The following is an 11,689-nucleotide window of genomic DNA, read 5'->3' on the forward strand; positions in this document are numbered from 1 at the left end:
GGTACACTGAGCAAATTCGAGCAGGAAAAGGCACGGCAGATGCGAATTCTGGTGGTTGAGGACGAACGCGAACTGGCGTCGATGTTGGAACAGGTTCTAACGTCGCAAAACATGGTGGCGGACACTGTCGCCACCTGTGGCGAAGCCGAACATATGCTCGCGGAAGATTGCTACGATGCCGTCATTCTGGATCGCCGTCTGCCCGACGGGGATGGATTGTCCGTGCTGCGAAGATTGCGTGGCCGCGGCTGTTCGATCCCGGTTCTGGTTCTGACTGCAAATGGCGATTTGCCGGATCGCATTCACGGCCTCGACAGCGGTGCTGACGACTATCTGGGCAAACCCTTTGCCTTCGATGAACTCATGGCGCGGTTGCGGGCGATCTTGCGCCGCAATGGCGATGTTCGCCCTGACATTGTCCGACTTGGCCGTGTGTCCTTTGATTTCACCGCCCGTGAGGCTTTTGTTGACGAGGTTCCGCTTTCGATGCCGCGCCGGGAACTGCTTGTGCTTGAGGCCTTGATGCGCCGAAAAGGACGTATGGTGCAAAGGCCAGTTCTGATGGAAGCGGTTTTCGGCATGAACGATGAAGTGGAACCAAACGCTCTCGACACGCATGTCTCGCGCGTGCGTCGAAAGCTGGCAGCGGCGGCTGCGGGCGTCACATTGAACGGTGTGCGGGGTGTCGGCTATCTCTTGCGCGAGACCGTTAATTGAGAAAACTACCCTCTTCCCTGAAGTGGCAGCTTGTTACTCGGATCGTCCTCGCACAGGCGTTTATCGTTGTATCGGCGCTGGCGCTTTTCGTTGCATTTCTCTGGCTGTCGGGTTTTGTTCACGAACGCTACGATCGAGGCGTAATAGACGTCATCAAGGAGGCGGTGAGCCGTGACGGGGACGGGCATCTAACCCTGCAAAACACGGCTGGATTGGCGGCGTTGCGTCGAAATGAAAAATCACTCTGGTTTATCATTCACGATGCTTCCGGCAATCAGCTTATTGAAGGCACCGTGCCCGACGCCTACCGGACAATGACCAACGCCTTGTCGAACGTGCTGGAAGCCCGTCTTGGCGACGATAAGGCCGGGGCTTCCCGGCCCGATGCCGTCATAAGACGGGAAGACACATCTGTGGGGCGCATTCTGATCATGGCAAGCACGGGAGGTGGTCTCACCTTCGGGCGGCTGGCCGAAGCGGTCGGGGAAGGGTTCAAGATGCTCGTTCTTCCGGGCCTTCTCCTTGCTGCCATGGCAGCCTTGCTGGTCATTCCGCTGGTTGTGCGTATGACATTGAGGGGAGCCTCGGCAATCGCTGAGAAAGCCTCGCAAATCGAGCCTGAGCGGCGTGGAATCCGTCTGCCTACTGAGGATGTTCCTGCCGAACTTTCACCATTGGTGGACGCGTTCAATGGCGCACTGGAGCGCCTTGATCAAGGATATTCGCGTCAGCAGCGTTTTTTGGCACAGGCGGCGCACGAATTGAGAACCCCGATCGCAATCCTTTCCGCCCGACTGCATGCCCTGCCGGAAAACGAAGTGAAATCTGGCCTCACGCGCGACGTGGCCCGGCTTGGAACCTTGGCGGGCCAGCTTCTCGACCTTCAGCGACTGGAAGGGCAGTCAAACAAGTTCCATGCGGTAGATATTGTCTCCGCTGCCCGGCAGGTGATTTCGGATATGGCGCCGCTCGCATTCGCTGCTGGATACGACGTGGTTTTCGATAACGATGCCGAAGTCATTAACGTCCGTGGTGATCGTCAGGCGATAGAGCGTGCCATTACCAATCTGTTTCAGAACGCGATTGATCATGGAGATAAGCAAGGGACGATTGCAATAAGCGTTCTGAGGCCAGCCGTGATTGAAGTTGCTGACGAGGGCAAAGGTATTCCTTCGGATATGAGAAAGAGCATCTTTGAGCCCTTTAATCGCCTCGATGACCAAGGCCCCGGGGCGGGCCTTGGGCTTAATCTTGTCCAACAGATCATGGCGCTTCACGAGGGAACCATTGAAGTGGGGGAAGCCAGCTCGGGCGGCGCACGCATGAGACTGGTCTTTCCTCAAACTGCTTCATCTTCAAACCGATAAGCGATCAGCGGCAGGCATGTTAATTATTGCCCTTGCGCGTGATCAGGTTCGCTCCAATTTTCCAGAAAGCGATTTTTGTGTTGCTACGTCGGCTGCCGCACCCGTCGTTAATTGCGGGATCGGCGGGAATCCGAAACCCAAACGGGGGAAAGGGAACTCCGCCACGATCAAGCCAGTACGCATCCAGATCCGGCAGCTTTCTTTTTCGCCGTTTCGAGGTGCGGTGATTGATCACATGGTTGGAGTTGCTGACTGCAATCAGATAGGAAGTGGCGCCGTGCGCTATCAATCCTTTCAGCACCAGCATGATCGCATCTTTCGGTCGCAAACCGCCGAGATCACGGGTTGCGGAAATTACCGCGCGTTTGGCGTCTGCACGGGCCGACCCTTGCAATCCGCCGACAATGAGACTGTATGATTGGCCCGGACGACGCACGAACACGAAGCTCGCCATGCAGAGAAGTGCGTCATCCGTCGCATCCACCAAGCGCACCGTAAACACGCCTTCGTGCCGGCTGCCGCAATGATCGGAAAGCAGCAATTGGAGGCGATACGCGCGTTCCCGGCCACAAATCGTCCCAAGCTCGATCTTTTCGCCTCGCCAGAGCGCTTGCAATACGTGCGGGCACAATAACTGGCGTGCCAGTTCGAAATGCTGGGTGAGAATGTTGAGCCGGGTTTTCCACGCCATCCGATGCATGAGGAATGACGAGAGGGATTTGCGGATAAGATCGTCGTGAGGCGGAGCGAAAGTGTGCTGCTCCGTGTATTCACCGAGAAATCTAAGCCAGCGAAGAGTGAGCCTAGGCGAAAGGCTGCTTCTAAGCATGAAAGCCAGAGTTTTGCGGAACTTCAGTCGCGAAACAATGCTGACCGTCTGCCGCAACATCGAATGGGAAGCAGCCAGATGCTTCAGGGGCACATTCTGGTTGCTTGGCTCGGCACAATGATGGGGTTGGCCTGGTTCAGGCCTTCTTGTGGCGGACGTCGAATGGGAAAGTTGTTCAGCCAGCATGATCATTGTCCGTTACGGCGGGTAGGATGCGTGCCGGAATTTTCGTCAGCTTTGTCAAGGTTCGATGGAGAATTGTCGTGTGCTCGGCCAGCGTAAAACCGCGTGCCGAATTGCTTTACGCCGTTGTCGATCGCGATCGCCTGGCTGGAAACTCGTCGCCAGAGCCACATCATCAGGCACAGGACCAGCCCCCAGGCCACTATGACATCGGACAGGAAATGAGCACCGAAGATGACCCTGTTGAAGGAAACGAAGAACAGGATCGGAACTGCGACTACAGTTGCGACGGATCGCCATTGCAGGGGAACGAAGACGATAAGCGACAGGGTTGCGGCGGCTACCGCGGCCTCGCCCGAGGGAAAGGAACAACTGTGCCTGCAAGCCGCCGCATATTGCCATACGGGCGTAAAATCGGCCGTTCCGCCGAATTCGACGATTTCGCGCGGACGAGCTCTTCCAATGGTGTTCTTCAGAAACTGTACTGTGACGAGCGGGCCGATTAAAAAACTCAGCAGTACGAACAGGGCTTTATGCGGCGGGCAGAAGGAGAATTTGCGCGGCAGGAAAGCATGCAGGCCGATTGCGAGCACCATGAACAGCAGAAGGTAGATCAAGCCGTGCCGGTTTATATCGCGCACAGCTTTCAAAAACGGATTCTCCGACAATGGAAATCCATGGCCGTCCGCAAAAACGCGCGAGATGGTGAGGTCGACCGACGGAAACACCACGAGGATGAAGCTTGCAGCAAGAATAGAGCGAACCATAAACTGCGTCGGCCGGGACGCAGGCTTGTAATGTTCGGGAACGCTGGCTGCCGAAGGAGAATCGCTTGAGCCAAGGACAGTTTCCTGCATGTCGACACCTCGAAAGAGTTGAACGACCGCGATTTGAAGGCCGATTATCAAGACTCTGCGAAGATCGAACCGGCAAAGTGTCTAAAACCGGTCTCCGGATGGCGCGCATATTGTTTGGAAATTGCACGTTGAGGATTTGCCGGTCATAGTCCGCGCAGATTCACCGGGATTTTATCAACGACCTATATCTGGAGCCGCCAGTGGACAACAGTCTCGTTCTTATTGTGGAGGATGAGCCGGAAATTGCGCAAATCCTGGATGCCTATCTCGTGCGGGAGGGCTATCGCACGGTGCGGGCCGCCGATGGCGAAACGGCGCTGCAACATCACGCGCTGCTGTCGCCGGATATCGTTCTGCTCGATGTTCGCATTCCCAAGCTTGATGGTTTTGCCGTGCTTGCACGTCTGCGACAAACCAAAAACACGCCGGTCATCATGGTGACCGCGCTGGCCGAAGACATAGACCGGCTCAGCGGACTTCGTCTCGGTGCGGACGATTATGTCGTCAAACCCTTCAATCCGCAGGAGGTCGTGGCTCGCGTCAAGGCAGTGCTCCGCCGTACAAAAGGCGATCAGCAGGAGACGCTCCGCCGCTTCAGGGCGATCGAAGTGGATTTCAATGCCTACTCGGCTTTCGTCAATTGTAACGGAGAACGGATTGCTCTCCAATTAACACTCAGCGAATTCAGAATTCTTGCTTACATGGTGCGACGTCCCACGCACGCCTTCGACCGTGCGGATATTCTCGATGCCTGCCTGCCGGAAAGCGATGCGCTGGTCCGCACGGTGGATACGCACATATCCAATCTGCGAAAAAAGCTCGAAGCCCTTGGGCAGAAGGATTTCTTCCCCGCAGTCCGTGGCATCGGTTATCGCCTGGCAGACCCCAAATGAAGCTACCAACGCTCCCTCTTGCCACACTGACTGCCATCATAATTGCTGCCATGCTGGTGCTCAGTGTCGGACTGGCCTATCTGGGGGTGACCTCTTATGCCGCTTATCTGGAAGAGGGCGTAGTAAAGAGCCTGCCCGCCAATGCGGCGCAGGCTTACCGCGATATGAATTCCGGCATCGTTCCGGAACCTGCCGCGATCAGGGAACTGTTCGACCATCTTGATGGTCTTTCTGATCCGGTCGATTTTCAGCTCTACTTGTCCGTGCTCGTCTGCGGCCTGTTTTCGGCGCTTATTTGCAGTGTCATCGGAATATATCTGGCGCGACGGATCGCTCGGCCTCTGGAGCAGCTGACCCAGGTAGCAGAAGGGCTGAAATCGGGGGACTTTACCGTCCGACTGGCGGAATCTCATACGAGCACGGTGGAGGTCAAGAGCCTTATCGAAAGCTTCAATGCATTGGCAACCAGCCTTGAAACTATGGAAGAACGTCTGTGCTTCAACAATATGGCTGTAGCGCATGAGTTGCGCACACCATTAACCATATTGCGTGGCTCCATGCAGGGCATGGTGGACGGCGTATTTCCGATGGACACGAAGATGGTGGCGAGCCTTTTGCTGCAGGTCGAGGGGTTGTCCCGTCTTGTCGAGGATCTGCGGACGCTGTCGCTGGCGATAGGACAAAAACTTGTCATGGATCGCGAGCGCTTTGAGGTGGCGGAACTGGTAGAAGCCGTAATCGATTCAGCCAAGCCGATGCTCGAAGCAAGCAAGCTTACTGTCGAAAAGGAATTGTCGCCAAGGATAGCGATAGCCGATCGCCAGCGTATTCGGCAGGCCATACTCGCGCTTCTGGAAAACGCCTGCCGTTATGCTGCAGGGGGCGGAGTGTTGCGATGCCAGACCGAACTGACCGCTGATGGCTTAATCGCCATACGCGTCCTGGATCGAGGTCCCGGCTTTCCTGAAAATATGGGCGACATAAACGTCAATCCCTTTTGGCGAGGGGACGCGTCTCGTTCGAGGGCTACCGGAGGAACGGGACTGGGCCTCTCGGTAGTGCAGGCGATCGCAGCTGCCCATGGTGGAAAGCTCGAACTCCAAAACCGGCCCGGCGGGGGCGCCGTCGTATCCATTCTGATTCCCGAGGATGCTACAGAGCGCTGCTCCTGAGTACCGCACCGCACCTCAGAGGGCTTGGCGCGCGCTTCGCACAAAGGTGGTTGTTTTCCAAACCCTGCTCGCCGAATCCTCAACCCCATCAAATTCTCGAAAAGTTTGCAGTCATGCCGGAACTGAAGGCGGCTGCCGGAGCACGTGCGGCGCAGCGCTTTACCACGGACGACAAACTGGCCCTGTTGACGGCCCATGACGCACGCGCAAATTCAGCGAATAGCGAGGATACAGACCGCTATTATTGCGATGATGAGCAGTTCCATAGGGTCATCTACGCCGCCAGTCATTGCGGCTTCCTTGCCGAACAATGCCTAATGCTGCACAAACGCCTGCGACCTTAACGGCGTTTACAATTGCGTATCCATAATCGTATGCGTACTTCAATTCAGGAACACACAGAAATCGTTGATGCTATCCTTGCAGGCGACGCCTCTGACGCTCGTGAACTGCTTCGCAATCATGTCGCAATTCAAGGCGACCGCTTCAATGATCTGATGTCAACAATAGCAAGTGTATTGAGTCGGAAAGAGTAATTTTCGGAGATGAACTGGGAGTCCTGCTTAGACCTTTTACAGGGTGATGAGTTTGATCGCTGTCGCAGTTACTCAGTGCGAAAGAGTGACATATCATCGCAATCGGCTCGTTCATTTGGTAGCATGTGGGGGAGAATGGCAATACTTCATGCAACGACCTGATGAGCCACACCCTCCCATTTTCGGCGCGAGTTCCTATCGAAAGGTGGGCCCATCACGCTATGCCGTTATAGAATAGCTATCAGGGCCTCGGCTGCGTCTCCGTCTATGATCAGGCCGTTCACGATTCCGCTCTTGAGCAGTGCTTTGGCGGCAACGGCCTTCTCCTGCCCGGCGATGAGCAGGACCACCTGAACCTTCTTTAACTCGGCGAAGCTCAGAGCAATCGTGCGCTGGTTCATCTCGTGTTCGACTTGCTGCCCGTTCTCGTCAAAGAAGATGCCGTTGGTGTCGCCGATGGCACCGGCAGCACGCAGGCTCTCCAGTTCGGATTTGCTCAACATGTTCTGGCGGCGCAGCAGCGAATCCTCTGTCAGTTCACCGGCACTGATGAAGCACACGGAAGCGGTGCGGGCAATTTCCAGCGCGCGTGCCACAGAGCGTTGGGAGATGAGAACTTTTCGATCTTCGGCGGAATCGGCAATGAAGGGGACAGGAAGGAAGAAGCCTTGTCCGCCGGTCCGCCGCGCCAGCATATGCACAACTTCGAACGGATTATAGGCGGAGTTTGCGGTCAGCGACCCCATCACGGAAATGAAGCGCGCCTGCGGTGCACGTACACCGGCAAGTTGCAGCGTCATCTGTTCTATGGTTCGCCCCCAGCCGGTGCCGATTGTTGCGTCCTCATGGTCGGCCAGAAAGCTTTTCAGATAGGTGGCGGCTGCAACACCTACAGCTCGGAACGATACCTGTTTGCGGATTTCAGAGGCAGTGTGATCATCGGATTGAAAGCCAAATGGCGGTGTTGAAATACAAAAATCCAGACCGTACTGATGCATCAGCTCATTTTCCATGGGCAATGTGCCAGCGTTTTGATGGTCGATGGAGATGCTGACGAGACCGCTTTCGCGGGCTTCGCCCAGTATCTTATTTACACGTGCCCGGGTCAGGCCCAGTCGGGATGCTGTCGCCTCCTGGTTGAATCCTCCAACATAGTAGAGCCACGCCACGCGCACCTTGAGGCTGTCTTCGGATTCGCTCATCTGTCTCTCTTTCGATTTTTCACTCACCCAATTACAAATGTATTCATGTTTGACATTTGTAATTGGGTGGCGCTTAATACCAATCGTTCCGGCGGACAAGAGCGCGAAAGGGCAGTGAGGTCAATCGGAAACGAAACTGGCGCAAGGCGACGGAATGTTGGTTCTGGAGGAGCAGAAACAGGCATTCGCCGATGCGACAAAGGGGAGAAACGGCGAAGCGCCGATAGCGCTTTTCGCGATGGTGACTGTCCAGTTCGACGTCAAGCGAACTGAATGTGCCTGCAAGCAGCAATCAAAGTCGGATGTGGAGCCAACCACATGGCTTTTGGGAGGAAAAAATGGGTTCTGGATTTTTCAAGAAAGCAGTGGCTGTCACGGTCCTTGCCATGCTTATGGGCACGGCTAGCGCTTCGGCTACAAATGTAGCCTGGGTGCATTCCAACGCTGCTGCGCAGTCCGAGCAGCGTGCAAAGGCGGGCTTTGATGCCTGGCTCAAGGAGACGAACAAGGACTGGAGCATAAGCGTGCTTGATAGCGGTGGCTCCGGTGAGCGCACGGCGTCGAACATTCAGGATGCGGCCTCGCGCGGGGTGGACGCGATCATCGTCAGCATGTCGGATTTGCGCGCGTCACGCGCTGCCATCGATTCCGCTGTTGCAGCCAAGATTCCAGTTTTCGCTATCGATAGCGGCCAGGTTGACGGTGTGGTGGTGGATGTGACCACCAATAACTGGGCAATGTCGGCCGATGTGTCGCCCTTTTTGCTCAATGAGATGGGCGGCAAGGGCAATCTTGTCTTCCTGCGTATGGCTGAGCACCATGGCACGCGCAAGCGCGGCGACGTGATGGAGACCGTGCTGAAGGAATACCCGGAAGTAAAGGTAATCGCCGAGCATAATATCGACTACACGGCGTTCTTCGAAGACACGACCAAGACCATCCAGGACTATGCGTCGCGCTTTGGCGAGGAGATCAACGCGGTCTGGGCCCCATGGGATGAGCCTGCACAGGCCGCGATCAACGCGCTGAATGCCGCTGGTCTGAAGAACGTCAAAGTGATTGGCATTGACGGCCATCCGCAGGCTATCGAAGAAGTTTGCAAGCCCGACAGCCTGATGATCGCGACGGTCTCGCAGCCATTCGAAAAGATGGGTGCGCAGACTGGCGAATGGATCGAAAGCATCGTGGTCAAGAAGGAAGACGCCGCGAAGGTCATTCCGTCCAAGACCGTTTATCTCGATGCGCCGCTTGTCACCAAGCAGAACTGCAAGGACTTCCTCCCGAAGAAGTAGGCAAGCCCCCAACGTTGCCTGCATCTGGCCGGAGCGTGATCGTTCCGCGCTCCGGCCAATTTTGGAATAGATTGAATTCATGGGAGTTCTCCGATGGCGGTAAGTCTGTCGCAGATCGTTATGTCCTATCCCGGAACGCTGGCGCTGGATCAGGTGAGCGCGGAGTTTCGGTTTGATGAGGTGCATGGACTGATCGGAGAAAACGGCGCGGGAAAGACCACTCTGGTCAGCATTCTCGGCGGTAGCAAAAGCCCGACATCCGGCACAATCACCATTGATGGTGCGCCGGTGAAGCTGACTAGCGCCGGGGATGCGCTGCGCAAGGGCATCGCGCATGTATCGCAGGAGGGCAGTCTGGTGCCCGGGTTGACCGGTGCACAGAATATTTTGCTTGGCGACGAGCCCCGGCTCGGGCTCGGTGTCATTGACAAGCGCAAAGTGCTGTCGCGTGCCCGCGAACTGCTCGGGCGCTGGTTTCCGCAAGTTTCCATTGATCTCGACCAGCAGGTCGACATGCTGCCCATGGCTGACCAGAAGATAATCGAGATTGTTCGCGCACTGCGTGGCGATGTCCGGCTGCTCATCCTTGACGAGCCCACGGCTACCTTGCCTGCACGCGAAAAGGAAAGTCTCTGGGAGATTATCAGGACTTTGCCGCAGCAAGGGGTCGGCATCGTATTGATCAGCCATTTCCTCTCGGAAATAAAAGCACTGAGCGGTAGAATTACGGTCCTGCGCGACGGCCGTCATGTTGCCACGCTACAGGCTGCTGAAGCAAGCGAAGCCGGGCTGATTGATCTGATGCTGCAACGCACTGGCGGCAAAACGGCGATGGCGTCGGAGAGCAGCCGAAGTCGCAGTTTCGGCCCCGTGGTTCTGGAAGTGAGTGACTGGCGTGCAGGCAATGTCGAAGTTGACAAATTTTCAATCCGCGCCGGTGAAATCGTCGGCCTGATCGGTTTGACCGGTGCCGGCCATTTTGGCTTCGCCCGTTCGCTCTATGCGGGGAGTGGCGTCACCAGCGGCATCTGCCGTTTTCAGGGCGACGGCATCGCCCGGATCAATGCGCGTACCATGCAGAAAAAAGGCGTCGCTCTGGTCCCCGATCATCGCATGGAATACTCGCTGATCGGCGATTGGGATGTGCGTGAAAACCTTGCCATGGTGCATCCGTCATTTGCGGTCATGGGCGGCACGGGCGTGTTGTCGATGCGCCGTGAAGCACAGGAAGCCGACCGCACCATGCAGCTTTTGAACGTGAAGGCGCATTCGCGCAATCAGTTCGTAAAGGACCTGAGCGGCGGCAACAAGCAGAAGGTTTCTATCGGCAAGTGGCTGTACGGCGCAGACGACCACTACCGGCTGATGATTTTCATCGAACCCACCGAGGGTGTCGACATCGGGGCCAAGCGTGAAATTCATGCCCAGATGCGCCGGCTCGCCGACAAGGGCGTGGCAATTCTGGTCACTTCGTCTGACCTGCTGGAAATTGCTGACGTGGCAGACCGCGTCATCCCCTTCGTGAACGGTTCTCCGGGTGCTGAAATTCCGCGTGAGGCCTTTTCCGAAGCGAAGTTCATTGCCGCAATGGCAGGAGTTATCCAATGAATACACAAAACCCCGCCGTTGCCCCGCAATCGTCGCGTCACGCGCAGAGCTTTGGCAAGAAGCTCAAGGGAGAATGGCTGCTGAAATATTCAACGCTCTTCGTGTTGCTCCTGCTGTTCATGGGCTTTTCGCTGACAGTGGACCGCTTTCTGACGGCCAACAATCTGCTCAACATCCTCCAGCAGATCGCCATGCTCACTATTGTCGGTGCAGGCCTGACCTTCGGCTTCGCTGCGCGCGAAATGGACCTTTCGGTCGGCTATATGGTCGGCATGGCTGGTATTGTGGTGCCGCTGCTGCTGGTTGCGGGCACGCCTTTGCCATTGGCGTTGCTGGCCGGATTGGGGGCAGGATTTGTTGTCGGCGCCGTCAATGCGGCGCTCGTCACCCTGGTCGGCGTACCCTCATTGATTGCGACGCTGGCAGTAGGCTCCATTCTTTATGGCATCAACTTTCTGATGACGGGCGGACGCGCGATCTATGGCGGCCTTCCGGCCAGCTATCTCTGGCTGGGACAGGGGCAGCTCTTCGGGGTTCCAGTGCTTGCCTATGCCATGGTCGTTGTGGTGTTCGTCGCCTGGTTCCTGATGGAGCGCACTGTCTTCGGTCGTTACATTTACGCTGTGGGCGGCAATCTCAAGGCTGCGGAACTCTCGGGCGTGAACGGTCGCTTCTATCGCGCCGCTGCCCTGATCGTCTGCTCGATTTTCGCAGCCGTTGCAGGGGCGCTTCTGGCAGCGCGCCTTGGCTCCGGCCAGCCGAATGCCGGCGAGCGCTATCTCCTCGACGGTTTAGCGACGGTATTTATCGGCATGACTATGTTCCGTCCCGGTACGGCGACGGTTGCCGGAACTTTCTTCGGCGCGCTGTTTATCGGCGTCATCAATAACGGCCTCAATCTGATTGGCATGGATACGTATATCCAGAGCATCGTGAAGGGCCTCATCATCCTCGTAGCGGTCGCGGTTGTCTCGCGTACCACCAAACTAAAGCTCCTGTGAGGGCATTGAACCGGACATCATGAAACATTTGC

Annotated in this window: 10 protein-coding genes and 1 pseudogene; 8 read left to right on the forward strand and 3 right to left on the reverse strand. The window is 56.5% G+C overall.

Features of this window, described 5'->3' with window-relative positions; all coding sequences use genetic code 11:
• Positions 1-39: 39 nt before the first annotated feature.
• Together ACS5UA_RS17465 and ACS5UA_RS17470 are read left to right on the forward strand one after the other, a co-directional pair.
• Positions 40-717 (forward strand): response regulator transcription factor, encoded by a 678-nt coding sequence (locus tag ACS5UA_RS17465; RefSeq protein WP_025092210.1) that lies wholly within the window; start codon positions 40-42, stop codon positions 715-717.
• On the forward strand, positions 714-2,084 hold the full coding sequence (locus ACS5UA_RS17470) for a sensor histidine kinase (RefSeq protein WP_112702431.1): 1,371 nt from the start codon (positions 714-716) through the stop codon (positions 2,082-2,084). Before ACS5UA_RS17465 ends, ACS5UA_RS17470 begins: the two co-directional genes overlap by 4 nt.
• Positions 2,085-2,103: 19 nt before the next feature.
• On the opposite strand, the gene ACS5UA_RS17475 is transcribed toward ACS5UA_RS17470, so the two are convergent.
• Both ACS5UA_RS17475 and ACS5UA_RS17480 read right to left on the reverse strand, forming a co-directional pair.
• Positions 2,104-3,099, reverse strand: coding sequence for a DUF535 family protein (locus ACS5UA_RS17475; protein ID WP_235694473.1), 996 nt, complete (start codon positions 3,097-3,099; stop codon positions 2,104-2,106).
• Positions 3,100-3,101: 2 nt separating this feature from the next.
• Complete coding sequence (locus ACS5UA_RS17480) at positions 3,102-3,953, reverse strand: phosphatase PAP2 family protein (protein ID WP_025092207.1); 852 nt, start codon at positions 3,951-3,953, stop codon at positions 3,102-3,104.
• Between the two features lie 200 nt (positions 3,954-4,153).
• Between ACS5UA_RS17480 and ACS5UA_RS17485 the strand changes: the two genes are divergently transcribed.
• The 3 genes and pseudogenes from ACS5UA_RS17485 to ACS5UA_RS17495 all read left to right on the forward strand — a co-directional run bounded on the left by ACS5UA_RS17485 (position 4,154) and on the right by ACS5UA_RS17495 (position 6,554).
• Positions 4,154-4,846 carry a response regulator gene (locus ACS5UA_RS17485; RefSeq protein WP_025092206.1) on the forward strand — a complete coding sequence of 231 codons (693 nt, stop codon included), beginning with the start codon at positions 4,154-4,156 and terminating at the stop codon, positions 4,844-4,846.
• Complete coding sequence (locus ACS5UA_RS17490; RefSeq protein WP_025092205.1) at positions 4,843-6,018, forward strand: ATP-binding protein; 1,176 nt, start codon at positions 4,843-4,845, stop codon at positions 6,016-6,018. Before ACS5UA_RS17485 ends, ACS5UA_RS17490 begins: the two co-directional genes overlap by 4 nt.
• Before the next feature lie 113 nt (positions 6,019-6,131).
• Positions 6,132-6,554, forward strand: a pseudogene (locus ACS5UA_RS17495) (FCD domain-containing protein).
• 227 nt (positions 6,555-6,781) lie between these two features.
• On the opposite strand, the gene ACS5UA_RS17500 reads toward ACS5UA_RS17495, so the two are convergent.
• Positions 6,782-7,783, reverse strand: coding sequence for a sugar-binding transcriptional regulator (locus tag ACS5UA_RS17500; RefSeq protein WP_241084554.1), 1,002 nt, complete (start codon positions 7,781-7,783; stop codon positions 6,782-6,784).
• Between the two features lie 311 nt (positions 7,784-8,094).
• Between ACS5UA_RS17500 and ACS5UA_RS17505 the strand changes: the two genes are divergently transcribed.
• From ACS5UA_RS17505 to ACS5UA_RS17515, 3 genes are all read left to right on the forward strand, one after another.
• A complete protein-coding gene (locus tag ACS5UA_RS17505) occupies positions 8,095-9,048 on the forward strand; it encodes a sugar ABC transporter substrate-binding protein (protein ID WP_112702427.1) in 954 nt (317 codons plus the stop codon).
• 93 nt (positions 9,049-9,141) lie between these two features.
• Entirely contained in the window at positions 9,142-10,656 is a 1,515-nt protein-coding gene (locus tag ACS5UA_RS17510; protein WP_025092201.1) for a sugar ABC transporter ATP-binding protein, read from the forward strand.
• A complete protein-coding gene (locus tag ACS5UA_RS17515) occupies positions 10,653-11,657 on the forward strand; it encodes an ABC transporter permease (protein ID WP_025092200.1) in 1,005 nt (334 codons plus the stop codon). The genes ACS5UA_RS17510 and ACS5UA_RS17515 overlap by 4 nt, the downstream gene beginning before the upstream one ends.
• Positions 11,658-11,689: the final 32 nt, after the last annotated feature.

The organism is Brucella sp. RRSP16 (assembly GCF_052246815.1).
Classification (GTDB): Bacteria; Pseudomonadota; Alphaproteobacteria; order Rhizobiales; family Rhizobiaceae; genus Brucella; species Brucella intermedia.